Genomic DNA, 26,397 nt, shown 5'->3' with positions numbered 1-26,397 from the left:
ACACGCGCCGGAATCTCCTTGGCTCTCAAACTACAGACGAGACTTTTATGCAAGCGCTGCGCCCAGCAGGACGCATCATTGTTCTGAATGGTCCGAGTAGCTCGGGAAAAAGTACCCTCTCCAAATATCTGTGTGAGAATTTGGAGCCGCAGCATTTGCATGTCGAGCTTGACGCCTTCCGACGGATGGAGCCTGCCCAATATTGGGACGTCGATAAGCCAACGATACAGGTTCGCGTGGCCGCCTTGTGTCGGGCAATTAATGCCACAGTTGCCACCTTTTCCCGACACGGCGAGGCTGTGATCGTCGACCATGTTCTTTCGGCCGACGCGTGGCGCTACCTACTTGAAGACCTTAGCGAACTACCCGTTCTCATCGTGGGCGTTTTTTGCGCGCTAGACGTCCTGGAGGGGCGCGAAGCAACCCGTGGTGACCGTAAGATCGGCTTGGCAGCGTCTCAATTTCAATCGATTCACGCTAACCGGCATTACGACTACGTCGTAGACACATCGTCCACAAACGCTGATGAATGTGGCCGACGGGTCCTGGAATGGTTGAACACTCAGCCGGCGCCGGCTGCATTTGCGACGATGCGTCAGAGACTCTTGCCGTAGTTTCGCAGGCCTGCCAATTCAAGACTACGACGTTAGGACGTCTTTTCCTGACCGCTTACGTTTGGATGGAACATCGGGTCGATCTTCGGCTCCAGCAGGAGCTTGACCGCCGTCTGCGCCACCCGGTCAGCAACCGTGGGCACGCCCAACATGCGCACACCACCTGACTTCTTCGGAATCGGGACCCCTTTGACCGGCGGCGGGAAGTAACTGCCGGAACAGAGTCGATTCCATAGCTTGTACAGGTTGTCGCCCAAGCGACTTTCGAATTGCTCGATCGATTCACGGTCGACGCCTGCGGCGCCGCCGTTCGCTTTCACACGTTGGAATGCTTTCCAGATTAACGCTTTAGGAATGTCAAACGGTCTGGTCATGCAGCCGCGCTCCTCCTGCTCACGCAGTTGACACGACTACAGACCGGGATGATGCAGCCCCTTCGCTCCACCACCATTACAGCGGCTTCAACACTACTACGAGCTGCTCCGCCCCTTGGTGGCGCATCGCTACTTTCGGCCTCGCCTTTCGGGCTTGTGCCTTTCGCTTGGCATCGCCACCGAAGGTTCCCGCAGTTCAACGTAAGAGCCCGAATCAGGCTGACGCTGCCTCTATGCCGGACACCGCCTGGCCCGTAAGCAGGTAACGGCCAGACTGATCGCAGGGCAACATCACTCCCCGGTTTTGATGTCATCTGAGTAGTTTCGACACTTGAACGGCAGTTCACGGTTGTTCGTCTTCCTGATTCATACCTGACGTCTTCCCGACGCCTTTTCCATGACGCTCACGACCAGGGCTTTTGACCCAAGCCGCTCATGGTGGTTTGCCACCCGCTCCTGCAAGCCGATGGCGAGGGGCCATACCCTCATCTCCTACGCCGCTTGCTGCGGCACACTGATGTCGCTTACCCAGGCTTGATTGGGCCGCCAGCCATCGAAACGCCGATCCAACAGATTCGGCGCCACCGGCAGGCGATGGGTCGAATCCGTCGTCACCCGATACGGGCGCTTGTAGACCGGGCGCAGCCCCTGGCGTTGCAGGCTGCGACGCACGCGTTCGGCGCTCGCCGGCCGGCCCTGAGCACGCAACTGTCGCACGATACGAGGACGGCCATAGCTGCCGCGGCTGGCACGATGAATGGCGGCGACCTCAGCGTCCAACATGGCATTGGCCAGTGCCCGCCGACTTGGCTCCCGGCCGCGCCACTGGCAATAGCCGCTGCGCGACACACCCAGAACCCGGCAAAGCCGACTCACGCTGTACTGGTCGCGATGTGCGTCAATCCAGGCGTACCTCACCGCGACCCCTTCGCGAAGTACGCCGTCGCCTTTCGAAGAATTTCGATATCCAGTTTTGCGCTGGCCAGTTCCTTACGCAGACGACTGTTCTCGGCCTCCAGGTCGCTGACCGGACGACGACTTGAGCTCGGTGCACTCGGCGCCGGCCCTGCTGCGGCCTGCGCACTGCCATCGCGCCGATCACGGCACCAGTTTCCCAGCGTCGCCACCGGCACGCCCAGCCTGCGAGCAGCCTCATGCTGACCGACGCTCTCAGCCAGCCGCAGCGCCTCAACCTTGAATTCCTTCGTGTACTGCCGTCTCGGTACCACGTTCTCTGCCATGTTCTTCTCCATACAGTCAAAAAGTTATCAAACTTCTTGCTGTACGTGGAATCGAGGCAGGGTCAGTGCGCGTTTGGTGGTTTCTGCGCTCGCCGGTGGGGCGAAAGCAAACCGTGTTCGCGCATCAGCCGCGAGACACGGGTTCGGGACACGCGGATGTCGTCCTGGATGCGCAGGCGCGCCCAGACCTTACGTGCACCTTCACCGACGAACGGCGTACGAGCCAGATCGGCACGGATTGCCGCGAGCAACTCGTGATCCGGTACCTTGGGTTTGGGACCGCGCCGCACTGGAGCAAGCTGGGTGACGTTGCTGAGCGTCCTGGCGCGTTCGGCATAGATCGTCGAACGCGGGAAGTCGAGCACCCGGCATACCCGCTGCAATCCGAAGGGCCTGCCGATCGTCATGGAGATCGCGTGACTCATGTCGACGACCTCCGTCCGAACAAAGGGCGACGTTCCTGCCGCTCCCGCTCCATGCGCAGAATCTCGACCTCCATGCTCAGCTCACCGACCCGATGCACGGCTTCCTTGAGCTTGATCTCCAGCGGATCGGTCTGGCGCGACTTGAGGCTGGCTTCGATGCCCGCCAGGGCGAGTTCACGCCATTGCTCGAGCTCGGCGATCGTGACGCCGACTTCGCGGGAAACGGCGTCAACGGATTCCCCACGCAACAAACGCAGGACGACAGCACGTTTGCGCCCGACGGACCACCGCTTGAATTCGGCCGCGCTGGCGGCGTCTACGGTCGCGCTACGCGCTCCCTGCGTCGCCGCCAGCGCGGCTCCCTGCAGGTCTACCTTCTTCAACATCTCAGACTCCAGTTTGGATGATGTCTTTTACCCCAAATCTGTGTCTAGAAAAACCGGAGCCGCCGCAACGCGTCACTGAACCCGTGCTTCCTGCACAGTTCCTTGACCGGCATACCGGCTTCAGCTTCCTTCAGAAACCCGATGATTTGCTGTTCCGTAAAGCGCTTCTTCATGTTCGTCTTCTTCTCCGAAAACGAACTTTACTAGACTCCGGCTGGCCCTGTTTGTACGGGGCAGGTCAGCAGGTCAATGGTGCACGCTGCGCTTCTAGCAAGATTCTTCGCCACCTTGCAACCATATTGACAAGCAAGCCGTTTGCACGAGTCCCTCGGCAATCGAGCGATTCGGACCGGTCGCTTCGGCAGCAACCGCCTCCCGAAACTCCTTCGTCTGGTCCATCGATCTCGGTTGTCGTCTATGCACCAGTGACTTCATCGGTCCGATCTTCCGGATCGGTTGGGAATCAAACTACCTGTGCCGCGTCCTCATGAACAGGTGGCACATGTTGAGCGCATACGAGTCGGCTTCTGTTCAGATTTTGGCGATCCAATTAAGTAACCCGACATACTGCGAATCGTGCATATGCGACCTTTTCGTTCATGCGAGAAAAAGGCGAAGTGCTCGGGACGAGACAATCTCTTCACGGTACTTTCCTTTCCTCTCGATTCCAAGGAGTTTGCGATGACCACGATTCGTGCAGATCTCGTTCTTTCGCAAAGTGCATTCAGCCATGTCGTTGATGTCCCGTACGATGCAATAGATATCGCGAGCTGGCTCTTCGCACTTCCAGACGCGGAATATCAGCGCTGTGCCCCCCCCGATCATATTGCAGCCGGCGCGACGTGGACGGACGACGGTCGGCGGATGTCGATCAATGTCGAGCAGATCGGCACCGGTCTCGTCGTACAGCACTACGTCGGCGAAATCACCGAGAAGAACTACTGCCGGATGGTCTCGCTTTCGGATGTTTTCACGCCACACGGTCGCACAAAGGTCCAAGTAGTCTGGGAACTGATCGCGAAGCCGTTGGCCGATGGCACGACGGAGTATACGAACAGCGTTATTTCGCGTCCGACCGACGATTTCCTCGAGTTTATCGAGAAAATGGGCGTTTCTTTCGAGCAGGCTGCACGCGATCGGCAGAGCGCGTCGGGCGATCATAACCGCCGAGAGACCCCTCTCTTCGCTGAGAGCATTGCCCATGCAGCTCGCGCAAGATTGGCTGCAGAAAATCATTGATTCTTGGCAAGCGGGAGAGCACTCAATGCAGGAGTCGCTCTCCGCAGATGCCTTCATATCTGTTTAATACTGATGCCGAGGTGCGCTCCGTAGGCAATCAGTTCGCCGCCGGCATTCGCGTTGATTATATTGATAAAGCGTTTGATCCTGTCTTCGGCGAATTGACACGATAAGCATAAGCGAGGGCAGTGGAGTACACCGCCCGGTATCTGTTGTCGCACGGCTGCGTGACGCACCAAAATTGCCAATTGCATTGATTAGCCACGTGATCCTTCAAAGGAAGATAAAATGAATCGAAGAGAAATGATCCAGTCGAGCCTCCTTGCCTCTCTGGCCGTCGCGGGGACTTCCGCATTCGCTGAGGGCGTTGCAGCCCAAACGTCTGCGCTTAAGGTCGGTTTTCGTCAGGAGAGCGACAGCCTGGGCAATGTAAATGTTCCGTCCGACAAGCTCTGGGGTGCGCAGACGCAACGTTCGCTCGAGCACTTCAGCATCGGTGGTGATTTGATGCCGCGCGAGATGATCACAACGTATGCAATACTGAAAAAGGCCGCGGCAAATACGAACTTCGCTGGCAAGCGGTTAAATGCCCTGCAACACCGATTGATTGTGCAGGTTTGCGACGAAATAATCGATGGCCAGCATCACGACATGTTTCCGTTGCACGTGTGGATGACCGGCAGCGGCACGCAGTTCAACATGAACGTGAACGAGGTAATTTCAAACAGATGCTGCCAGATCGCCGGTACACCGCTCGGCAGCAAGACACCGGTCCATCCGAACGACCATGTGAACATGTCGCAATCGTCGAACGACTCGTTTCCGTCGGCGATGTATATGGCCGCCGCTATCAACATCAAACAACGATTGATGCCGGCCGTAGCTGCGCTGCGTGATTCGATCGCAGTGAAAGCGAACGAATGGAAGAACATTGTCAAGATCGGCAGGACGCACATGCAGGATGCGACGCCAATCACGCTCGGACAAGAGTGGTCGGGCTATGCCGGCATGCTGACGGACAACCTCGAGCGCTTTGATGACGCGTTGAAAGGCGTCTACCGCCTTGCGCTGGGCGGCACCGCGGTGGGCACCGGCCTTAATTCGGCACCCGGCTTCGCCGAAGCGTCGGCGGCGGAAATCGCCCGGCTCACGAAGTTGCCGTTCGTCACTGCGCCAAACAAGTTCACGGTACAGGGAGCGCATGACGCGTTGGTTCACCTGTCCGGGACGATGCGCACGCTTGCAGTCTCGCTTTTCAAGATCGCGAACGATATTCGGCTAATGTCGTGCGGCCCGCGCGCGGGCTTTGCTGAATTGATCATCCCGGAAAACGAACCGGGTTCTTCGATCATGCCCGGCAAGGTCAATCCTACGCAAGCTGAAGCACTCGCGATGGTTGCGGCCCAGGTGATTGGCGACGACGTGTCGACTGGCATCGGCGGTGCAAGCGGCTACCTGGAAATGAACGTGTACAAGCCGCTGATCATTTTCGACATCACGCACTCGATCACGATCTTGAGCGACTCATGCACGAACTTCCGCAAATTCCTGATCGAAGGAACGAAGCCGAACCTGAAGAAGATCAAGCAGGACGTAGACAGCTCTCTCATGCTCGTGACTGCACTTTCACCGGTCATCGGCTATGACAAATCGTCGAAGATCGCTCACTACGCATACGACAACGACCTTACGTTGAAGCAAGCCGCATTAAAACTCGGTTTCGTCGATGCAGCGGAGTTCGACCGGATCGTCGATCCGAAGAAGATGGTCACGCCGTACGTCGCTCATGAGTAATCAAACGTGGTGATGTCGCGCGGGAATGAAGCGAATTTCTCCACATGTTGATCTGATGGTATGTAGCGAGGATTTTGGCGCGCTGACAACCGCCGACATCCCATCGATACCGGCGTTCTCTTGTGAGCGGGAAACCCACCGCGAGGCGCCGGTATCGGGCAAATTTTGCAGTGACGTGTACGGTTGGAGTTTTGAGGATGGCTTGTAGAAAGGATGATCCAATCGTTGGCGAAACCTGGCAAGTCATATCCATTGAAGCGGGAATTGATGACCAGCTTTGCACCGGTGACCACGGGCGTCAAGCTTCGACGATGCGCACCGCTGCTTTTGTAAACAAAAAGTTGCACGTCGCAGGGAGCGACGCGGCGGGTTAATAGGAGAGTTGTCATGGGGTCTCTGAGTGTCTGGCATTGGCTGATTGTGCTGGCGATCATCTCGCTGGTGTTTGGCACAAGAAAACTTCGCAATATCGGGAGCGACCTTGGTTTTGCGGTCAAAGGTTTTAAGCAGGGTATTAAAGAGGTCGAGTCGCTTTCTGAGGCGGGGTTGTCAGCATCACCTCGTGACGCAGTGACGGCACTCGATGCCGGCGAAGCGGCGCAGCGTTTCGACAGTGTTCGCTGATCAGACAAGATCGATTCTTTCTGCCTTCGCTACATCATTCCTCGTGTTGCACCGAGACGTGGTTCTTTCGTCAGGAACCGGTCCACGGAACTGAAGAAGTGATTGCCTTAGACGACGCCCAGTAGGGCCAATAGACCTCGCTAGTCTGACTAGTGAAGAACGCGATTTACTTCTGTATTCGAATCACAAATTTACTTAGGAGTTTGTATCTTGGGAATCAGATACGGAGCACTGCATCTTTTCATCAACGGCGAATGGATCGACGCGGGCGAACGCGAAACGGCGCCGGTGATCAACCCCGCCACGCAAATTGAGATCGGGCGCGTCCCGCTGGCGACGGCAGCCGATCTGGATCGCGCCCTGCAGGTCGCCGCTCAGGCGTTCGACGTCTGGCGCCATACCGTGCCGGCCGAACGCGCGCGCATTCTCAAGCGCGGCGCGGAACTGATGCGCGAGCGTGCCGAGCACATTGCGACTGTCATGACGCTCGAGGAAGGCAAACCGCTGGCGGAAAGCCGCGACGAAGTCCTGCGTGCCGCCGACTACTTCGAATGGTTCGCCGAAGAGGCGCGTCGCATCGACGGCCGTGTCGTGCCGTCCAACCGGCGGGGTGTGCAACAGCTCGTGAAGAAACAGGCGATCGGGCCCGTCGCCGCATTCACGCCGTGGAACTTTCCGGCGATCACCCCGGCGCGCAAGCTCTCGGCCGCACTCGCCGCCGGATGCAGCGTTATCATCAAACCCGGCGAGGAAAGCCCCGCCACGGCGCTCGCGCTGGCGCGCGCACTGGATGACGCCGGTTTGCCGAAGGGCGTGCTTCAAGTCGTATTCGGCGTGCCCGACCAGGTGTCGAAGCACCTCATAGCCTCCCCGGTCATCCGGAAGGTGACGTTCACGGGCTCGGTGCCGATCGGCCGTCTGCTGTCGGCGCGCGCGGCCGAAGGCGTCAAGCCCATCACGCTGGAACTGGGCGGCCACGGGCCCGTCCTCGTATTCAACGATGCGGATGTCGAAAAGGCCGCGGTCGAAGGCGCGGCGAATCGCTATCGCGGTACGGGCCAGATCTGCATCTCGTCGACGCGCTTCCTGATCCAGCGCGAAGTCTACGACGAGTTTGTCGGTCACTTCGTGCGTGCCGCCAACGCGCTCAAGGTCGGGAACGGCATGGTTGCGGGCACGCAGGTCGGGCCGCTGGCGAATCCGCGCCAGCTTGCCAAGATGGAGGAACTCGTCGCCGATGCGGTGGAACGTGGCGCAACGGTTCTCGCCGGCGGAAAGCGCATCGAGGGCAACGGGTACTTCTTCGAGCCAACGGTCCTCGCCGACGTGCCGAAGGACGCGCGCGTGATGCACGAGGAACCGTTCGGCCCGATCGCGGTGCTGATGCGCTTCGATGGCCTCGCCGACGGGCTCGCCGAAGCGAACCGGCTGCCGTACGGGCTCTCCGCCTATGCGTTCACGAGCAGTGCGCGCATGGCCATCGATGTCGCGGACGGTCTCGAAGCCGGCATGATCGGCATCAACCAGTACCGCATCGTTTCGACCGAACTGCCGTTTGGCGGCATGAAGGAAAGCGGCCACGGCTCGGAAGGCGGCGCCGAGGGCATCCAGTACTACCTCACGCGCAAATTCATCAGCCAGGTTTAAAAGGAGCATCGACATGTCTCACGCAGATTTCAGCAGCCCGCGGGAAGCCGCACGCGCCTTTACGCCGACGCTCTCGGCCTTCGTCGACGACACGCTCTATCCGCGGATCTGGAGCGATCCGGCGCTCTCGCCGCGCGACCGCAGCCTCGTGACCGTCGCCGCGCTGATCGCGGGGGGCCATCTCGACGAGTTGCCGGCGCACCTGCGTCGCGCCGTGACGAACGGTGTCACGCCGGAAGAGCTGTCAGCGGCGATCACGCACCTCGCGTTCTATGCGGGATTCCCGGCAGCCATCTCGGCGTCGGCGGTCGCGCAATCGACACTCGGCGCAAGTATTCAAACGGTAGGTAGTGCCGCTAATTCATCCGCCACACAGGAGGGTTCGCAATGAGAGCGATCACATTCGAGGATTTCGGCGACGCCGAGGTTCTCCAGCTCGCCGAGGTCCAGGCACCCGAGGTTCGCCCCGACGATCTGCTGGTACGGGTCCACGCCGCGGGCGTCAATCGTGCGGATCTGACGCACCGGCGAGGCGGATACGGCCGGCCGAACTTCGGTGACTCCACAATCATGGGGCTCGAAATTGCTGGCGAAGTGATCGAAATGGGCGGTGCCGTGCAGGGCTACAAGGTTGGCGATCGCGTCATGGGTGTGGTCGGAGGCGGTGCGTATGCGGAGATGGCTCGGATCGATTGGAGAATGGCAATGCCGATTCCAGCTGCGCTCGACTACGTTCATGCCGCTGCGATACCGGAAGTCTTCGTGACTGCGCACGAGGCGCTGATACATCTCGGCCGCCTGCAGCGCGGCGAGTCCGTGCTCATTCACGCGGCGGCGGGCGGGGTAGGTTCCGCTGCGGTCCAGTTGGCCTACGCAACCGGTGCGACGATATTCGCGACCGCCGAGGCTTCGAAGCTGGAACGGATCGTTCAACTGGGTGTCGACCATGCGATCGACTACAAGACGCAGGACTTCGCGGAAGTTATCGCCGACAATACAGACAAGGGCGGCGTGGATGTGGTTATCGACTTCGTCGGTGCACCGTATTTCACGCGGAACGTAGCGTCGCTCGCAAACGGAGGGCGGCTGGTGCAGGTGGGTATTCTGGGTGGGGGCGGTGACGTGAGCGTCGCCCTCGAACAGATCCTGTATCGTCATCTGCAAATCATCGGCACGGTGATGAAGTCGCGCGACCAGCGCGAGAAACACGCGATGGTCCGGCGCTTTCGCGACCATTGGCTCGAACGCTTTACAGGTGGAGCCAGCCTGGAACCCATTGTCGACAGCACGTTTGCGCTGGAAAACGCCGCTGATGCGCATCGCCGGATGGAATCAGAAGCAAACGTAGGGAAGATCATCCTGACGATGCACGAGCGCACCTGAGGTTCCGAGTTGTGAATGCAGTGTGCCCCGGAGCGGTTGCTCGCCGAAGACGCATAGGTAACCGCTCCTGGCCGAATTTTGAAGTCCGCGCTCTTACTGTGCAGCGCCTGTCACTTGCACACTATCAATCTCCGGACGTAACGGACGCGGTCAGACGGCTTTCCGAAAGCAAACGAGTTTGATTCGGCGAATGCTGGAAGTAGCGTGGTATGGAACTTCGGCGACCGACCCTGGCGAACTGACGTTCGGCAGATGATCGAGGCGGGGTTGGAAAACCAGAAGACGAAATGGACAGGATAGGGGGGAATGTCCATTCAATTGGCTATTGGATAGAGGTGACACGACCTGCAAAGTAGCTGATTTGGAGGCCGTCGAAACTCTTCAGTTTTCCTTAGAACGGCAGATACGTGGCTGTGCCACGAAATAGTGGAATCGCTATCTCCATCTGGATCGCCCCAGCTGCTATGCACGTACGAAGTCAGGAAAGCGAATGCTCTATTTCGAAGAGGGCGACCGGTTCTGGGCCGATAGCGACGCAGCCTGCGCGTTCGCGACCTGCGGCTTCGACGCTGACTGGTCTCGGAAGCCTCATTGACACTCTGGCGTTAAGTCAGCCCGGTTCTGGCTGAACGAAGGCATTCTGCGGCTACTGGCGGGATGGTCGGGCGCTATCAGGGGAGGACGGAGTGCGGGCAGTACTCCGCCCATCTCGCCGAGCGACACAACCGGACGCCAGCGGAGCTTGATCGATCCATCGTCGACCGCACTGTCCTGAACTCCGAGTACCTTACGATGCTCGATCTGGCACCCGTTGCCTCATTTTCACAGGCCACGTGAAGGAAAGGGAGCTGCACAAAGCCCGGCACACAAGCGTATAGGGAGATAAGTTTTCCACCTTTTTCCAGCGACGGGATCGTTCTCCTGCCATGTCTGCGTCAGCGTATCGGCGCTCGCCGGATTGGTCTTTGCAGACGCCGACGTCGACTAGGTGTCGACCAAGCCTGTTGAGAAGCTTTTGGCAGCTCAAGTGTGACGTAGTGCCGACTTGTACCGGTGGTCGAGATCAACAAAGAACGAGTTGAGGTCGTCCGGGCCGAAGGCAGCCGGCGACCCGTGCGCGGCGGCGAGGCGGCGGATGAAGCGTTCCGACAGGGCTTCGTGCCGGACGATAGAATGAGTGAGCACCAATCGGCGCCGGTGGCTCCCGTCGCGGCCGCTGCTGATAAGCCTTGGGTCGTGCCGACAGCAAGAGAATCGAATCGCACATTCGAGCTTATATATTGAACGTTGGGTTCTCCGGCATAACGCGAGCCTACGATTTGCGTCCCTTGTCTGCAGAAGGTTGGGGCGCTCTGGCGGCTGGGTTGTGGCGGCTACCAGAGCGCCGTGGGTACATTGCGCGCGCGTCGCCATGTGGTCTGCGCCATGCCTACGCATACGACATCCGTTGCCCGCTATACCGATTGCTTGGCACTACGACACCCTCACACTTCGTCGTCTTGTTGTGTGGCCGAAGACACATCAGCCGATGCTCTCGGACACATTGATAGGCGATCGGCAGCGGCGCTGCGGACTAGTGCCAGTCAATCAGCCCATTGAAATCGATGCCAGGTAACGTCGTAGGCCCAATTCGGGGAAGGGCCGCCAGGACCGCGGCTTCATTTCGGCTTTGGAAACCGAGGTCCCAAAACGCTTCCTCGTCGATTTCGAGTAGAGCAGGCCAGGTGACAGCGACCGCCACGCCCGAGTTGAAATAGCGTTCCGTAATCGACATCACGATTCGACGCAAGTCTTCTGTGGCGCGTTTGAGCGCGTGTTTGAACAGCACCGGATCGATTTCCGGATCACATGTTTCGGGTATTTCGAACAGTGCCATGGGCGAACGTATCGTGTGGTGGTGTGCAGACCAACTTTGGGTGGGCGATGCAGCGATCTGAATCTCCGTTGCATCCGATCCGCGCCGGCGACCGACCGAGTGACCTTGCCCCTGTTCCACGAATCCCATAGCTGAAGCCATCAGGCCGCTTGCCCTCGTTGAGCTGCGGCCCAATTCTTCTCGAACGTCATGGGGCTGACGTAGTTCAATGTCGAATGCAGTCGGCGGGCATTGTAGAAACCAAGCCAGTCGACGATTTCATCCATCGCAGCACGCCGCGTCACGAAGTGCCGACCGTGCAGTCGTGCGACCTTCAGCGAACCCCACAGACTTTCGGTCGGCGCATTATCCCAACAATCGCCACGCCGGCTCATCGACGAACGCATGCCGTACGCCTTGAGCGTGTCCTGGAAGAGTCCGCTGCAATACTGGCTGCCACGGTCGCTATGCACAATCACGCCGGCTTCTGGGCGGCGCCGGAACCATGCCATGCGCAGCGCGTCCGTGACCAGCTCGGCCTTCATATGCGGCTGCATCGACCAGCCCACCACCTGCCGGCTAAACAGGTCGATTATGGCGGCCAGATACAGCCAACCTTCGGCCGTCGCCAGTGGAGTAAGAGACCGGGCGTAGTCGAGCTATCTCCCGGCCTCTCCTCCCCGAACCGGACTTGCACCTCTCAGCGCATCCGGCTCTCCGTTCAAGCGTTGCTCATAGCAAAGGCGACATCGGCATAGCGCGATTCGATGGTGCTGCGTGTCTCATCGCGCATGATGTACGGATTTTCCGACGGGCTACGCCACCTGAACTGGCCCTTCCGACTGGTAACAAGACGCCGAAGCGCCACCGGCCCATACCAACCTCGACTGTTTTGGCCCTGCAGCACCCATGTTGCAGCCTGTCCCGGCTCCGGCGCCCGGACGTAGTCGCGCATCAGCGACCTGAACCCTCGCCGATACCTGCGCGCGAGCCAGTAGCCGAATTTCCAGAAGACCGTGCGATCCAGCTTTCTGAACATGGTGGCCGTGAAGTCGGTGTATTGGTAGAAGGCGGCCCAGCCGGCGATCTGCCGGTTCAGGCTTTCCATCAGGTCCATCCGGTTCATGCCGTAGTTGCCCGACAGTTGCTTGACGAGCCTCCCGGCAAAGCCTCGATACTTCTCCCACGGAATGGTCGTTACCGGCCGCATGCGGCCACGTGATCCACGCTTGCGGATGATGCGGTGACCGAGGAATACGAAACCGTCGTTCACGTGTGTAATATGGGTCTTCTCCATATTCAGCGTGAGCTTCAGTTCGCCTTCGAGGAACTCTCGGCATGCTTCGCGCACTGCCTCGGCATGTTCGCGAGTTCCCTTGACCACGATCACAAAGTCATCTGCATACCGACAGTAGGCAATAGCTGGTTTCCACTGCCGTTTTTCTCGAACAGTAATCGGACGCTGCTTGAGAATCGCGAAGTTCCACGCCCACCGATCCTTCCGCACCTTCTTGCTCAGGTAGTTCCTTTCCATCCACGCATCGAATTCGTGCAGCATGATGTTGGATAGGAGCGGCGAGATGACGCCGCCCTGAGGAACGCCTTCACTCGCGGCACGAAACAGATCACGATCAACGCATCCTGCCTTGATGAACTTCCAGAGCAGGGCAAGGAGGCGCTGGTCGGCGATCCGCTTGCGGATTCCCTTCAGAAGCAAGCGATGATGAACGGTGTCGAAGTAGCTGGCGAGGTCGCCCTCGATGACCCAGCGTCCAGCGGCACTTTGTTCGCCACCATCCTGCAACTGAAGCTTCACCGTGCGAATCGCGTGATGCACACTACGGGCAGGCCTGAAGCCATATGAAACCGGATGGAAATCGCTCTCCCATATCGGCTCCATCGCCATCAGCATGGCCCGTTGCACGATCCGATCCCGCAGGCTCGGAATGCCAAGCGGCCTGAGCTTGCCGTTCGCTTTCGGTATATACACGCGTCGTGCAGGCCGCGGACTATACGAGCCCGCCAACAGCTCTTCGCGTATCGTCGCCAATTCATGCTGGAGATTTGCTTCCAGCATGCGTCTGTCGACTCCGTCCACGCCCGGCGTGCGAGCTCCACTGGATGCCAGCGTAATGCGAGCCGCTTCACTCAGCCAATCTCTATCGGCAATCAGTCTCAGGAGTCGATCGAACTTGCGCTCTTTGTTCTCCGTCGACCATGTCGCCAGTTTGCTCTGCATTTCACTGATTATCAAAGGTCTTCACCTCTCTATGGTCAGCTAATTAACCAAGCAAACCACTTCAACTGCCTCCCTTCGCCATGTAGCCGGCTTTCCCGACCTCGGACTACTACGGAGGCTCCGCCAGTCTGCACGTCATCGGGGGCACACTCCCTTGGCATCCGTGCAGACCTTCCCCAGTTCACATGCTGGACTCAACGCATGGGCAAGGTTGCCTGTCGCAGTCTTTACCCTTGCTTGCCGCAAGTCGTCGCGAACACCACGGTCTAGCTGCGCGCTCCCCGTGGTCCCATGCTGACCAGCTTACATATCCAATCGGCATTCGTGCCGCCGGGCCATACGTGTGACCGGCGCCAGTTCGCGTCCTGCCCGTAAAGCGGTGTGGGCAGGGGTGACATTCCAACCCTCAGATGCGGTTTAACAGGTTCGTGTTCCTCAACCGTCCCATGCTCAGCCTGGAGGCTCATCTTGGCGTAACCGCTTCGCCGCAAGCCCCGTTTCCCACGGACTACGTCACCTTGCCAGTGTCAGCAAGTCACCGCCGCTTCGGCTCACTTCCTCTCGCAGCAGAGGAAGGGCATGCCCCGGTACTGCGACGTCAACTCCTCCGGGTCCTGCATTCCAAACATGCTCAAGCAGCTTCACCCCCGTACGGGCGGGCTACGCTGGCTGGGCGTACCATACGTGATGTCACTCGTCCAGACCTGATTCGGCGCTGTCGCCGTGAAGTTGCGCTCCAACAGGTTCGGCGCGACCGGCAGGTTGTGGTTCGAGTTCGTCGTTGCGATGTACTTGCGCTTGTGCCGTGCGCGGATACCATGCTGCGCCATCAGCTTGCGAACTCGCTCCTTGCCCACGCGTACGCCGCGTGAAACCAGCTCTTTCCACATGCGTGGCCAGCCGTATTCACCCTTGACCTCTGCGTGAATCGCCTTGATGTGCGCCAGCAGTGCGTCGTTGCTCACGCGGCCTCGGTGCGGCTTGTTCTGCGCAACACGTTGCCGCCGCTGATGAAAGCCGCTGGGGCTTACATCGAGTACTTCGCATAACACCGAAATCGGCCAGTGACGGCGATTGCGTTCGATGAAGGCGTACTTCACGTCGAGTCCTTCGCGAAGTACGCACAAGCCTATTTAGGATATCGCGCTCCATCTTCAGCCGCGCCAATTCCGCACGAAGTCTCGACAACTCCATCTGCTCCGGTCTTACCGGCCTCGTGCCCGCTCCGCCAAGCTTGCCTTCCTGCTCAGCCTTGACCCAGTTGGAAATCGACTGCGCTGGCACGTCCAGCGTCGCGGCCACCGCCGCAACGCTCTGACCGGCTTTTACCAGCCGAACCGCTTCCAGCTTGAATTCGAGCGTGTAGCGCGCCCGTTTCGTCTTGCTCATCTTCTTGACTCTCCTTGCTTGAGTTTAAACGCTCAGCAAGGGATTCGTTTTTCGGGGGCAAGCTCAGAGATCGCTCCAGGTTGGACTAGCATCGGGAAAGCGATACCTAGGCGGAACACCTTGGTTCTTCCGAACCGCGCGCATGTCGAAGCTCTCCCACGTCGAGAGCGCCGAACTCGTTCGCGTGCGAAGTGAGATCGCGCGCGAGCACGTGTAGATCCTGTTGACCGGGCGGTGCCTGGCGCGCGACGTCCGCGACGTCGAGGAGCGTCCGCGCTGCGCGTGGGAAGATGATCGTCTTGGCCAGGGGCACAAAGTGCGATGGAGATCGAAAGCGTCGGGACCGAACGTCGGCAGCGCGATTTCGCCCGGGCCGGTCAGGATCGCGGCTTCGTACGGCGCGCCGCCGACGCGGCGAATACCTCTGCGGTCATGCTCGCGTCAATGTCCAGCTTCCTTCACGGACAAGTGGTTGACCACCAAGTTCTCCGGCGCAACAGCCTGCGCCGCGGTTTGCGCCAGTTCGATTTGAGTGTCGTCGGGAACAGTGCCGTCGAGCGTGACCGTGTTTCCGCGCGCGATGACGCGAATGTCCGACGTCGCGAGGCCGCGCGTCGACGTCAGCGCCTTGCGGACCTGCATTTCGGCGTGCCAGTTCGCGCGGCGGAGTTGCTTCTTGCCGGGTGTCGATACGGCAGACACCGAATCGGGGGCCGCAGTCTGCGCGACTGCGGCGGTTGTCATCGTGAAGAGCGGGAAGAGTGCCAATACAGCGAGCTTAATCGGACGCATGTTTTCCTCTCGTTGAAGGTAGCGCCGAGCCGCGCGTGGACGCTCGGCCCGAGCGTATGTGGACATCCCCCGCCAACGACGCACCGGTGCTATTGCCGCGCGAGCGAACCGCCGGCGCACTAAGGCGCTGGACGGCGCCTGCGTCGCATGGCGCATCGATATCATCGTCGTTCGGGTGACTGGAGTATCGCCTCTGCGCTCCGGTCCGGATTGCCGGAATGCACGCCGGCTTGTCCACAGGCACGGTACTGGCGCGCGGCGCCCGCACCTCCTGCGCACCGTCCGGTCGCGGTCGTGCATATCGGAAAGTGCGCGGTCACCGTTGCGGGTGGAGTATGCGCTTGCAGGGCCGTGGGATGGGTTCGACGATCGTCGCCGCCGCGCTACCCGATCGCATCGCCTGGATCATACGAAGGTATGAACGCACTCGCCGGATCGATGCCTCGTTCGATCGCGCCCATGCCGGTGTGTGGCGGCGCCATGCGGGCTCCGCGCCGCACGGTGAGGGCGAACCGCCGGAATGTGTCCGCATCGTGGCATTAAACCTCGATATGACGCGCCCCACCCATTGTCGCTTTCACGCATCCCTATGTACGGCTGGCCCTTGCGGTACCGATTGGCTAACGTTGAGTGCATGCAGCACATCACTGCCGATCATCGTCCTACGATCCCTTCGGAAAACCATCATGATGCTTTCCTTGCCAAACCTCCCGAGTTCCGTCGACGGCGTCGACGCGTGCGGTCGGCTGCCGGCCGCGCACGATCCAATCAAGCTCGAGCGTGACTGGCGCGAGCCCGACGCGGCGCCGCAGGCTGACATGGCGCTCTCGCGGTGGACGCGACAGGAAGCGACATCCGTCGCCGTGTCGCAAGGCGGTAGCGCTCGATTGCACTGCATCGGCATCAGCCTGAAATGCACATCGCTGACGTTCGCGCATGCGGGGCGTGTGCTCGTCGACGGGCGCGTGACCGCGGGCGCCGTGCAAGTTACTGCTCCAGGCGTGCACTGCCGGGCAGACTTCCACGGCGCGAGCGACGTTCTTCATCTGTTTGCGTCGCAGCGCGTGCTCGCCGAATGCTACGAAGACCTCTTCGTCCGGCCGCCGTCGGGCGATATCGTCATCGCCGACCCGCGCCTAATCCGCGATCCGGCGCTGGAGCGGCTCGGCCAGGCGCTCGCGGTGTCGCACACACGAGACGGTGCGCTCGGGAAGGTGTTTGCCGACGGTGTCAGCCTCGCGATCGTGTCCCGCGTCATCTCTCGTTACTTCTCGGTGTCGCAGCGCGGTGCACGACGGACTGCCGAACTGCCGTCGTGGAGAATGCGGCGCGTGGTCGAATACGTGGACGCGCATCTAGACGATCCTATTGGCCTTGCCGACATGGCGAAGAGTGCCGGTCTCACGCGCATGCATTTTGCCGCGCAGTTTCGTCATGCTACAGGGCTGCGTCCGCACGAATACCTGATGCGCCGCCGGATTGAGCGCGCACAGCAGCTGCTGCTGGAATCTCGTCACGACGTGCTTGATGTGGCACTAAGCACCGGCTTTCGCTCGCGGGCCCACTTCACGACGGTTTTCAAGCGCTTCGTCGGTCAAACGCCTTGCAGCTGGAGGACGAACAACCATGAACAACGGTGATCTGATTAGCGCGTTCCTCGCTGTCAGCGAGGGGTTTCTGTGCGGCACTCAACGCGTGGACGACGACACGCGGCGGCAGCCGCAACCGATGCCCGCACCAACGCGCGACACGACGACGTTGCGCCTCGTCCGCACGGGCGGCGGCGCAGCGCACGTATGGGACGACGTATCGGGCCGCGCAGCGGGCCGGTACACAACGGTGCTGGTGCGCGACGCGCGGCAGGAAAGAGCGATGGCTTCATACAACGGAGAGGAACGGTGATGGAAATTCGGACAAACGTGGTAGATGTCGATCCGTGGACTCAGACCCTCGGCCTGCTCACGCAGCTGTGTGCGCCGTGCGACGTGCAAGCGTCCGCGCGGGCGCGCGAGGCGAATGAGGTGCGTCGCACGCGCGCGGGCACCGACGCGAGAATTAAGACGTACCCAATTTCCGAACGGCGAGCTGTCGCGATCAGGGTGATCGAACGCCAGAGTGCGACGACCGTGTCGATCGCCTGGCACGATGCGACGCGGTGCTCGTATGGCGATCAGGCATGGCAGACGGTGCGCGCGCGCGTCCGCGGCGTGTGCGCAGTGAGCGGGTGTCCGATCGAGCCCGGCGATCCGGTTTACCGGCCGCGTCCGACGCGTCCGGTACCGATCAATGCTGGTGCGATGATTCTTGCATCGGTGCTGGAGCGTATCGAGGAACGGGCGTGAGTGTACGCGCGCGTGGCCTACCGTACGGCCGCGCGCGCTGGCGCGGTGCGCACGCCGTAGGCGTCGCCCCTCTCATATCTCGTTAGGTCAAGTGTTTCGCATTGCCCGATCGCGTGTGGGTAACCACGCGGGGCGGGGAGCCGCATGATAGCGCCGCGTGTTGACACCTAACCGACGCGGCGTGGCGGGATGATTCGCGGCGTTCCATGCGGGCGGCCGCTTGAGCGCACCGCGGTCGGCGACAATTCCATATCCGAAAAGACCGCTTTGATCGAATCGACCAACCGCGGCGACTGAACCGCGCCGACTATGCAGGCGGCAAGTGCCACGGCGCTCGACAGGCATAGCGCTTTCAACAGGCGGATGACGATTGGGTTCAGGAAGGCATTCTTGTCGAACGACGGAAGGTGGCGCGCACAACGCCGATGCAGCCACGTTCGCGTGATTGTCGGCAGGGGCCCCTTACGCCGTCCGCGTAATCCGCCCCCCGGTGCACGCGGGTCCGCCTGGTGCTCGTTACAACATACCGCCGTTCTCGCGCACGACATGGTTATTGATACCGCCACCGTTCGGGGGCTAGCGAGGAGTGCGATGATGGTCGAGAGGGCCTCCGGTTGACCACGGCGTTCAATCGGATTCAGCTTCTCCATGCGTTCGATGAGTTCCAGGCTTGCCAGCAAGGAGCGGCCCGGTGGCGACCGGCCTGGCGCGACCGCGTTCACGCTGATGCGACGGCCGCGCAGTTCCTGTCCGAGGACTTGCGTCAGCCCTTCGACCGCGCACTGCGTCGCGATGTACACCGCGTGGGTCGGCAAATACACGTCGCTTATGCTCGTCGTCAGGTTCATTATCCGGCCGTCGCGTCGTCTAGTTCGGCGATCTGCGCCTGAAGCGTTACGCCGGCATTGTCGACCGCGAGCTCGGTACCGCCATACGCCTTTTCTGCCGAATCGAGCATCGCGACGGTAGCCGCCGGATCAGTTGCGTCGCCCTTGACGAGCAACGCGTCGTCGCCCACCCGGCGGATTCGTGCGACGACTTCTTCCGCCGGTGCCGCATCACTCGCATAGTGACGGTGTCCCTAAACCCATAGTGCGTGCGGCGAACCGCGATGTCGGCGCCGACGCCATGCGAAAAGTGTACGGCGCAATCTTGCCGGACGATTGAGATGTGAGAGTTCCGTCGATGAGTTGCAGCGCAGCCGCTGACGCGACAAGTCGCGCGACCGAACCCGGTCTCGCGGACAATCGGGTTCGGGGGCAACGGCGCGCGATACGCTTAATTCGGCGTCGGGACGCGCGGTGACAGAAATCGGGCAGGCCGAAGCAATGCAACATTTATGCGTGCCGCTGATCGAGCACCTTGAAGCAAACGGTCGCGCCGTCTTCGGTCGGATCGACGTGTACGCGAAGCGGCCGGATGCCGGCGGCCGCCACTCCGACTCGCACGATCGCGGCCCACACTTCCCGGACTTCACGGCCGAAGTCTGTATAGGGTTCCGCGTCGTATTCGGTGGCATGCGCGACGTCGCTCAGCGTTCTTGTGTGCGCGAAATGATTCGTGCCCGGCGTGACCGCTTCGGCCCGGCCGAGACCCACGTGGCTGGCATTGTGGATTAGGACGCCTATGGGGCCTGCTTGTTCGATCACTTCTGGGACGGCGTAATCGAACGACGCGTCGGACAGTGCGGTGAGTTCGGCTGGGTGCATGTCGACGCCGGAAACGCGTACGAGTGCGCCTCGGCCGTTAGCCTGCCGAAGCTGCTGGACGCCCCGGTGACAAGCATGAATTTACTCATGGTAGATGCCCTCTGAAGGCAAGTAATTGTAACGTTGCGGAATGCTATGGGCCGCGGCCGTGGCGCAGCGCTGCTCGATCCGCCTGAATTTCCAGATCGCGATCGAGACGGCCCAGGTTCCACCGAACAGGCCGACGATCGCAAAGCCGAGGTCGTTCAGATCCAGCTCCGCGAGCCATGTGCCGCCTGCGCCGTGCATGCTCAGTGCGTGGTTGAGCAGACCGAGCACCTCGACAGTGCCGATGATGAACCCAATGCCGATCGAGAGGCCGGTTACGACTAAGTTGTAGTAGATCTTGCGAAGGGGCTGCGCGAGGGTCCATCCACACGCGACGTGCAGGAACGAACCGTCGATTGGGTCAAAAAGCAGCATGCCGGCCGCGAACAGCACGGGTAGGCAGAGAGTCGCGTGCCACGGCAGACCGGACGCGGCGCCCGACCCGGTTAGCACCAGCAGCGCGATTGCGGTCGCCGTATCGAAGTCCACTCCGAACAGCCGGCCGATAGAGTACACCTGCGTCGGCTTGCGTACGATGCGCATCAGCGGTGGAAGCACGCGTGAGACAAGACCGCTCGATTCAATGCGCCGCTCGAGCTGGGCTGCGTCGTAACGACCCATGCGCATCGCGCAGAACGCTGAGTATTGGTCGTAGAACGCGGCGACGTTCAGTGCCGCGATCGCGTAGAGGTATACGCTCGATACCACGGCGGCGAGCACGCTGGTCAGCGCGTGCAGCGTCGATCCGGTGTCGACCACATGCCCGGACAGCGAGCGCATACCGAGCGAGATGAGCACGGCGAGGGCAAATACGATGCTCGCTTGACCGAACGAAAACCCGAAGCCGACACTCACCGAGCGTTGGCCTTCACGGGGCAGCTTGCGCATGGTGTTGTTGATCGCGGCGATGTGGTCCGCATCCAACGCGTGGCGCATGCCGAGCAAAAACGCGGTGATTCCAGCGCCGATTCCGGACGCACCGGAACCGACGCTCAGAGGCTGCGGGACGATCAGTGCGATCAGCGTACCCCAGCCGACGACGTACAACAGAACGATGAATGCGACGATCGCGATCGCCCCAAGATTGATCGACGTGGCTCGGTGTCGGTGTGTTCGGTCGGTGCCGGCCGGCGCTAGTTGTCGACGTGCAAGCATGGCAGCCTCGTCAAAGGAAGTAGGACGGACCCGACAACGCGCGGACCCGCGGCGAGGGAAACGCCGGACCGGCGTAAGGTTTTCGGAATGTACGGGAACGTTGGCGACGGTTTCGACGTGACCGATTCCTTGCCGATCCCGAGCGGATCGGCCCGTTATGCGCGTGCCAATCGCGCCGTCCCGCCGCGCGCGCTGGCTTTGCGCGCGGGCGGAGCAGCGTAGTTCAGCTGCCGAAGTACGGATTGCAGAAGCTGGCGGGTCCGACGCAGCTTCCCCCCTTCGCGACAGTGCGCGTGGCGTGGGATCCGGCCGCGCTCCTGCCCCATTCGGGGGCGCCGCCGAATCCCTCCGCGTGTGCCTGCCGTGTGTCGTTCGCAGCGATTTTCGCTTCGGCGGCCTGGATGTCGGTCGGGTAATCTTCGTCGTCGGAGCGCGACGGCAGATAGCCTGCTTGTTCGACGCGGGCTAGGTCGGCGCGCACCTGTGCGCGCGTGATGGGTGCAGCGGTTTGCGCGTAACCGGCGGCGGGAATCAGCGCGCAGGCGCCCAGAATCAGTGAGGCGGCGATGTTCTTCATGATGACGCTCCTTCTTGTATCAAATGGGGACAGTGGAAATGCGTGCAAGCACGCTGGCGACGACCTGTGCTACGTTGAAATCGTTCAAGGCGGCGGACTACGAGACTCGCGGCGAAGAGGGTGTGCCGGCTGTTGATCGATGGTCCACGCGTGCAATATAGGGACTGCAGGCCGTGGCTCGTTACGCGAACGCACGCAATACTGCGAATTCGCCGGATCGCGAGCGGCGCAGGCTGGCCGCGCGACGGCGGGTCGCCGGTCCTGCCGGGGTCCGGAAGCAGGCGGGAGCGGCCGCGACTATACGTACATATGATTTCCGCGGATCACCAATTTCTCTAAGATGGCTAAGGTCAGGGCGACAGTATCGCGTCGCCCACCGTACGATTTCGGCCGAGGGCCCCAGGTTTGCAGAAAAATCCGATCGTTTCGATTGTCGACGACGACGAATCCGTGCGCGTCGCAACGTCGAGCCTGGTGCGTTCCCTTGGTTGGACGGCCCGCCTCTATGCGTCCGCGGAACAGTTTCTCGCGGCGGACGGCATGGGCGACGTATGCTGCATCATCTCGGACGTCCAGATGCCTGGCATGTCGGGCCTGGAGATGTATCGACGCCTGGTCGACAGCGGCATCGTGCTGCCGGTCATATTCATTTCTGCGTTCGCGTCCGATACGGTCCGGCGGCAGGCGCTCGACATAGGCGCCCTCTGCGTGCTCGGCAAACCAGTGGACGCCGCAGAAGTGGCGCGTCAACTGGACTCGATGAGGCCGGGCGGGACAGATGAGGCACGCTGATCCGTGTTCCCCTTTCTTCGTGCGGCGCGCTGCGGAAAGACGATGATGCTGAACGAGAACACCTGTAGACCCTGGCGCGAAGATGCGTGCGTGCTGTACTTGTTGGCCGGCGCGTTGGCCGTGGCGGTCTTCATCGTCGACGTGACGCCGCTAGGAATCGCGATCGCGGTGCTTTACGTGGTCGTCGTGCTGCTAGTCGCATCGGCCGGCTCGCGGCGTGTGACCTCGATCACCGCCTGCGCGTGCATCGCGCTCACGCTGGCCGCGCTCGCGCTGTCGCATAACGAACGCTATTCGGGCGGCACCTTCGCGCGCTGTGGCGTGAGCCTGCTCGCGATCATCACCACGGCATGGCTCGCGCTGCGCAATCTCTCGAACACCGCGATCTTGCGCGAGCGGCTTCGGTTGCTCGACCTGACCCACGACGCGATCGTCATCTACGACCTGCACGACCGGATCGCGTTCTGGAACCAGGGCGCGGAAGCACTGTACGGCTGGACCGCGCAGCAGGCGATCGGTCAGCCGGTTAACGTGCTGATGCAATCACACACTTCGGTGCCGCTCGATGACATTCGCCGAGCCGTACTGAAGTACGGACAATGGCAGGGCGAACTGCAGCGCGTGCGCCGAGACGGCAAGACGGTCATGATCTCGAGCCGGCTTGCGCTATGGCGCGATGCCGGCGGCAAACCGGTCGCGATCCTCGCGGCAAACAACGATATTACCGACCGCAAGCGCATGGAAAGCGAACTGCAGCGTCAGCAAAACGAACTGCGGGCGACGATCGACGCGATACCGGGAATGGTGTGGAGTTCGGACGGCGACGGCAAGGTCGGTTACGTGAACAGGCGCTGGGACGAGTTCGGGGTCTCGATCGCAGAAAGGGACGAAGACATCTGGCGTGCCATCGTCCATCCCGACGACGTCGATGCGCTGCACGCCGCGTGGAAGCGCGCCGTCGCGGCATGCTCTCCGTTCGAGGGCGCTGCGCGAATCCGGCGCGGGGACGGCGTCTATCGATGGGTACACATTGGCGCGGAGCCACTGCGCGACGACAGCGGCCGCGTCGTCCGCTGGTACGGCTTGAATACGGACATCGAAGCGCGCAAGCAGGCCGAGCATGCGTTGCGCCGCAGCGAAGCATTGTTGTCAGACGCACAGCGCCTTAGCCACACTGGGAGCATCGCGATGCGGCTGCCGGACGGCGGAATGTGGTGGTCCGACGAAACGTACCGGATATTCGAGCTGGCACGCAACACAATGCCGAGCGTCGAGAAGATCGTCGAGCGAGCCCATCCGGACGACGTATCGCAGGTGACGGGCGGATGGCGTCGGCTGATGGCCGGCGAACCGTATCTCGACATCCAGTTCCGGCTGATGATGCCCGATGCCCGCATCAAGCACGTTCATTACATAACCCATCTGATGCCGCACCCGGTCGATGCCGAATACGTCGGCGCGCTGATGGACGTGACCGAACGCGTCGCCGCGCAGGACGCGCTCGACCGTTCCACCGCTGAGCTCGCGCACGCGACACGCGTGACGATGCTGGGCGAACTCGCCGCGTCGATCGCGCACGAGGTCACCCAGCCGCTCGCCGCAATCGTGGCGGCGGGCAATGCAGCACTGCGCTGGATCGACCGGCCGGAGCCGGATCTGGACGAGGTACAGCAGTCGGTCGGCCAGATGATCCGCGATGCCACGCGGGCGTCCGACGTGATTCGGCAGATTCGCGCCATGGCACGGAAACGAGCACCTGAGCAGACGTCGCTCGATCTGAATGCGGTTGTGCGAGAATCGCTCGGGCTCTTGCGGCGTGAACTCGACAGCCAGCGTGTCGAGGTCGAAGTCGACTATTCGGCGTCGCTGCAGCGAGTGTGCGGCGACCGCGTGCAACTGCAGCAGGTCGTCATCAATCTCGTGATGAACGCGGTGCAGGCAATGTCGGGCGTCGAGCCATGCGCGCGCCGACTGCGCATTAGCACGCATGCGTTCGACGATCGACACGCGCACGTCGTTGTGCAGGACAGCGGCACGGGGATCCGGCACGCGGATTTCGACCGCCTGTTCAGCGCGTTCTTCACGACCCGGGAGGATGGCATGGGAATGGGGCTGTCAATTTGCCGATCAATTGTCGAAGCGCACGGCGGCCGTATCTGGGCCGACGTGCGCGCATGTCCGGGAGCCATAATGCAGTTCGTTTTGCCAGTCGAGGAGGAAATGTCTAATGAGCACTGACGCGCAGGATTCGGCCGAGCAGCCTATCGTTTACGTCGTCGACGACGACGAATCGATGCGTACGGCTGTCGACATGCTGCTTCGGTCGGTAGGACTGCGTGTTCAGGTGTTCGCGACCGCGCAAGAATTTCTCGCGTTCACCAAACCTGACGTACCGAGCTGCTTGATCCTCGACGTTCGCCTAAAGGGCCAGAGCGGCCTTGCGGTTCAGGAACAGATTGCGGCCGCTGATCTGCAGCTGCCGATCATCTTCATGACCGCATACGGTGACATAGCGATGTCGGTGAAAGCGATGAAGGCCGGCGCGATGGATTTCCTCGCGAAACCATTCCGCGAACAAGACATGCTGGATGCCGTCGCTGCGGCGCTCTCGCACGATGAGCAAGGCAAGAGCGGACAGCGCGCACTCGCCGATCTGCGCGGCCGGTATGCGACCCTGTCGGCGCGCGAACGCGAAGTGATGGCGTTCGTCGCGAGCGGACTGATGAACAAACAGATTGCGGCCGAAATGAACCTCAGCGAAATTACAGTGAAGATCCATCGCGGACAGGCGATGAAGAAGATGGATGCACGTTCGCTGGCCGACTTCGTCAAAAAAGCCGAGGCCCTGGGCATCGATCGGCCCACCGGTTCCGGCGCAGCGCCGCGGATTCGCGAAACTTGAGTCCGCATGCCGCGCCGTGTCGGTCGCGTTCGACGGGCAAGCGCGCGTCGCCGTTCGAATCGACAAGCATGCTCAGGTCCCGAGAAAGATGGTGTCTTCGTGATTGGAAAAGCGAGCTCCTGAAACTGCGGTCGATATCCCAGTGGTAGTGGCGGAGGATCGCTCCAACGTGCCGCACCGGCAGCAACAGCCTGTATTAACATCGACACTCCGAGCAGTGCTGCCGGCGCGCTCGATGATGGGCACCGCTTACTGTCGCTCAGCACGCGCAGAACGTAGCCAACCGGCCGATGGTGATGACGGCTTGCTCGATCGCTGCCGACCATGTGTTGCTGTAGTTCAACCGGATAAATTGCCGATACCTTTCCGAAGTCGAGTACATGTGCCCAGGCCCGATCGTGGCGTTGTTGCAAAAATCCGTCCGCGACATGCTGACGTTTACGCGCAACGGCGTCCGGGCGTAGCTCTGTTAACAGTTCGTTTTCCTGCGTACATTCTCGATTTTTGCCGAGCAGATGCGCAAGGACACGACCAGCAAGCAAGCGAGTTTCAAAGCCAAATACCGCGTCAAGAACTGGGCGCAGTACAACGCGGGCCTCATTGCTCGAGGGGATGTGACGATGTGGATCGACCCAAGCCTGTTCGCAGCGCCGCCCGAGCTGGACGTACGCTCCCGTGGCCGCCCTTGCGTCTGCCCGGATGCACTCGTACAGATGCTGCTCGGCCTCAAGCAGGTCTTTCACCTGCCGCTTCGCGCACTGCAAGGGTTCGCGCTCAGCTGACCTGCCCCCTACAAACAGGGCCAGCCGGAGTCTAGTAAAGTTCGTTTTC

22 protein-coding genes and 8 pseudogenes are annotated in these 26,397 nt (G+C 61.1%); 15 read left to right on the top strand and 15 right to left on the bottom strand.

Going from position 1 to position 26,397, the window contains the following annotated elements; all coding sequences use genetic code 11:
• Positions 1–47 precede the first annotated feature (47 nt).
• Complete coding sequence (locus tag DM992_RS40180) at positions 48–614, top strand: AAA family ATPase (protein WP_111021796.1); 567 nt, start codon at positions 48–50, stop codon at positions 612–614.
• Between the two features lie 59 nt (positions 615–673).
• Here DM992_RS40180 and DM992_RS40175 read toward each other — a convergent pair.
• The 5 genes and pseudogenes from DM992_RS40175 to DM992_RS40150 all read right to left on the bottom strand — a co-directional run.
• Positions 674–988, bottom strand: a pseudogene (locus DM992_RS40175) (group II intron reverse transcriptase/maturase); the annotation flags it as partial.
• 513 nt (positions 989–1,501) lie between these two features.
• Positions 1,502–2,241, bottom strand: a pseudogene (locus DM992_RS40165) (IS3 family transposase); the annotation flags it as partial.
• A gap of 50 nt (positions 2,242–2,291) precedes the next feature.
• Positions 2,292–2,654 (bottom strand): IS3 family transposase, encoded by a 363-nt coding sequence (locus DM992_RS40160; protein WP_111021794.1) that lies wholly within the window; start codon positions 2,652–2,654, stop codon positions 2,292–2,294.
• On the bottom strand, positions 2,651–3,040 hold the full coding sequence (locus tag DM992_RS40155) for a transposase (protein WP_111021793.1): 390 nt from the start codon (positions 3,038–3,040) through the stop codon (positions 2,651–2,653). The genes DM992_RS40160 and DM992_RS40155 overlap by 4 nt, the downstream gene beginning before the upstream one ends.
• A gap of 68 nt (positions 3,041–3,108) precedes the next feature.
• Positions 3,109–3,213: pseudogene (locus DM992_RS40150) on the bottom strand (transposase); the annotation flags it as partial.
• Positions 3,214–3,721: 508 nt separating this feature from the next.
• Between DM992_RS40150 and DM992_RS40145 the strand changes: the two are divergent.
• Together DM992_RS40145 and DM992_RS40140 are read left to right on the top strand one after the other, a co-directional pair.
• Positions 3,722–4,279 carry a hypothetical protein gene (locus DM992_RS40145; RefSeq protein ID WP_111021792.1) on the top strand — a complete coding sequence of 186 codons (558 nt, stop codon included), beginning with the start codon at positions 3,722–3,724 and terminating at the stop codon, positions 4,277–4,279.
• 288 nt (positions 4,280–4,567) lie between these two features.
• Entirely contained in the window at positions 4,568–6,073 is a 1,506-nt protein-coding gene (locus DM992_RS40140; protein WP_162631876.1) for a class II fumarate hydratase, read from the top strand.
• On the opposite strand, the gene DM992_RS42155 is transcribed toward DM992_RS40140, so the two are convergent.
• A complete protein-coding gene (locus tag DM992_RS42155; protein WP_162631875.1) occupies positions 6,064–6,462 on the bottom strand; it encodes a hypothetical protein in 399 nt (132 codons plus the stop codon). The genes DM992_RS40140 and DM992_RS42155 overlap by 10 nt on opposite strands.
• Between DM992_RS42155 and tatA the strand changes: the two genes are divergently transcribed.
• From tatA to DM992_RS42150, 5 genes are all read left to right on the top strand, one after another.
• Positions 6,461–6,697: a Sec-independent protein translocase subunit TatA gene (gene tatA / locus DM992_RS40135; protein WP_111021790.1), complete on the top strand. Its 237-nt coding sequence runs from the start codon at positions 6,461–6,463 to the stop codon at positions 6,695–6,697. The two genes, DM992_RS42155 and tatA, sit on opposite strands and share 2 nt — an antisense overlap.
• A gap of 210 nt (positions 6,698–6,907) precedes the next feature.
• The gene (locus DM992_RS40130) at positions 6,908–8,344 is read left to right on the top strand and encodes an NAD-dependent succinate-semialdehyde dehydrogenase (RefSeq protein WP_111021789.1); all 1,437 of its coding nucleotides are present in this window, start codon (positions 6,908–6,910) and stop codon (positions 8,342–8,344) included.
• A gap of 13 nt (positions 8,345–8,357) precedes the next feature.
• Positions 8,358–8,735, top strand: coding sequence for a carboxymuconolactone decarboxylase family protein (locus tag DM992_RS40125; RefSeq protein WP_111021788.1), 378 nt, complete (start codon positions 8,358–8,360; stop codon positions 8,733–8,735).
• On the top strand, positions 8,732–9,727 hold the full coding sequence (locus DM992_RS40120) for an NAD(P)H-quinone oxidoreductase (RefSeq protein ID WP_111021787.1): 996 nt from the start codon (positions 8,732–8,734) through the stop codon (positions 9,725–9,727). The genes DM992_RS40125 and DM992_RS40120 overlap by 4 nt, the downstream gene beginning before the upstream one ends.
• 1,053 nt (positions 9,728–10,780) lie before the next feature.
• Positions 10,781–11,011 (top strand): hypothetical protein, encoded by a 231-nt coding sequence (locus tag DM992_RS42150; RefSeq protein WP_162631874.1) that lies wholly within the window; start codon positions 10,781–10,783, stop codon positions 11,009–11,011.
• 289 nt (positions 11,012–11,300) lie between these two features.
• On the opposite strand, the gene DM992_RS40110 is transcribed toward DM992_RS42150, so the two are convergent.
• From DM992_RS40110 to DM992_RS40090, 5 genes and pseudogenes are all read right to left on the bottom strand, one after another.
• Entirely contained in the window at positions 11,301–11,603 is a 303-nt protein-coding gene (locus tag DM992_RS40110) for a DUF2471 family protein (protein WP_111021785.1), read from the bottom strand.
• 140 nt (positions 11,604–11,743) lie between these two features.
• Positions 11,744–12,223, bottom strand: a pseudogene (locus DM992_RS40105) (IS3 family transposase); the annotation flags it as partial.
• An 80-nt stretch (positions 12,224–12,303) separates the two neighbouring features.
• Positions 12,304–13,821, bottom strand: a complete 1,518-nt coding sequence (ltrA, locus tag DM992_RS40100) for a group II intron reverse transcriptase/maturase (protein WP_111021784.1) — start codon at positions 13,819–13,821, stop codon at positions 12,304–12,306.
• A gap of 680 nt (positions 13,822–14,501) precedes the next feature.
• Positions 14,502–15,210 (bottom strand): annotated as a pseudogene (locus tag DM992_RS40095) (IS3 family transposase); the annotation flags it as partial.
• 441 nt (positions 15,211–15,651) lie between these two features.
• Entirely contained in the window at positions 15,652–16,068 is a 417-nt protein-coding gene (locus DM992_RS40090; RefSeq protein ID WP_239511587.1) for a BON domain-containing protein, read from the bottom strand.
• 623 nt (positions 16,069–16,691) lie between these two features.
• Here DM992_RS40090 and DM992_RS40085 point away from each other — a divergent pair.
• The 3 genes from DM992_RS40085 to DM992_RS40075 are packed head-to-tail and all read left to right on the top strand — an operon-like array spanning position 16,692 to position 18,344.
• Positions 16,692–17,642: a helix-turn-helix domain-containing protein gene (locus DM992_RS40085; RefSeq protein WP_204356239.1), complete on the top strand. Its 951-nt coding sequence runs from the start codon at positions 16,692–16,694 to the stop codon at positions 17,640–17,642.
• Positions 17,629–17,904, top strand: a complete 276-nt coding sequence (locus DM992_RS40080) for a hypothetical protein (RefSeq protein WP_162631873.1) — start codon at positions 17,629–17,631, stop codon at positions 17,902–17,904. The genes DM992_RS40085 and DM992_RS40080 overlap by 14 nt, the downstream gene beginning before the upstream one ends.
• The gene (locus DM992_RS40075; protein WP_204356236.1) at positions 17,904–18,344 is read left to right on the top strand and encodes a DUF3331 domain-containing protein; all 441 of its coding nucleotides are present in this window, start codon (positions 17,904–17,906) and stop codon (positions 18,342–18,344) included. Before DM992_RS40080 ends, DM992_RS40075 begins: the two co-directional genes overlap by 1 nt.
• Positions 18,345–18,860: 516 nt before the next feature.
• On the opposite strand, the pseudogene DM992_RS40070 reads toward DM992_RS40075, so the two are convergent.
• The 4 genes and pseudogenes from DM992_RS40070 to DM992_RS40055 all read right to left on the bottom strand — a co-directional run bounded on the left by DM992_RS40070 (position 18,861) and on the right by DM992_RS40055 (position 21,872).
• A pseudogene (locus tag DM992_RS40070) lies at positions 18,861–19,531 on the bottom strand (SDR family oxidoreductase).
• Between the two features lie 150 nt (positions 19,532–19,681).
• Positions 19,682–20,142: pseudogene (locus DM992_RS40065) on the bottom strand (hypothetical protein).
• Positions 20,135–21,295, bottom strand: a complete 1,161-nt coding sequence (locus DM992_RS40060; RefSeq protein WP_111021779.1) for a HoxN/HupN/NixA family nickel/cobalt transporter — start codon at positions 21,293–21,295, stop codon at positions 20,135–20,137. Before DM992_RS40060 ends, DM992_RS40065 begins: the two are co-directional and overlap by 8 nt.
• Before the next feature lie 223 nt (positions 21,296–21,518).
• Positions 21,519–21,872 (bottom strand): DUF4148 domain-containing protein, encoded by a 354-nt coding sequence (locus tag DM992_RS40055; RefSeq protein ID WP_111021778.1) that lies wholly within the window; start codon positions 21,870–21,872, stop codon positions 21,519–21,521.
• Between the two features lie 405 nt (positions 21,873–22,277).
• Here DM992_RS40055 and DM992_RS40050 point away from each other — a divergent pair, with 405 nt between their 5' ends.
• The 4 genes and pseudogenes from DM992_RS40050 to DM992_RS40035 form a co-directional block, all read left to right on the top strand.
• Complete coding sequence (locus DM992_RS40050) at positions 22,278–22,664, top strand: response regulator (RefSeq protein ID WP_111021777.1); 387 nt, start codon at positions 22,278–22,280, stop codon at positions 22,662–22,664.
• Positions 22,665–22,706: 42 nt separating this feature from the next.
• Positions 22,707–24,902, top strand: a complete 2,196-nt coding sequence (locus DM992_RS40045; RefSeq protein WP_239511586.1) for a PAS domain-containing sensor histidine kinase — start codon at positions 22,707–22,709, stop codon at positions 24,900–24,902.
• A complete protein-coding gene (locus DM992_RS40040; RefSeq protein WP_111021776.1) occupies positions 24,892–25,566 on the top strand; it encodes a response regulator in 675 nt (224 codons plus the stop codon). Before DM992_RS40045 ends, DM992_RS40040 begins: the two co-directional genes overlap by 11 nt.
• A gap of 515 nt (positions 25,567–26,081) precedes the next feature.
• Positions 26,082–26,345, top strand: a pseudogene (locus tag DM992_RS40035) (transposase); the annotation flags it as partial.
• Positions 26,346–26,397 lie beyond the last annotated feature (52 nt).

Source organism: Burkholderia sp. JP2-270, assembly GCF_003233675.1.
GTDB lineage: Bacteria > Pseudomonadota > Gammaproteobacteria > Burkholderiales > Burkholderiaceae > Burkholderia > Burkholderia pyrrocinia_C.
This window is presented reverse-complemented; position numbering and strand designations above follow the sequence as displayed.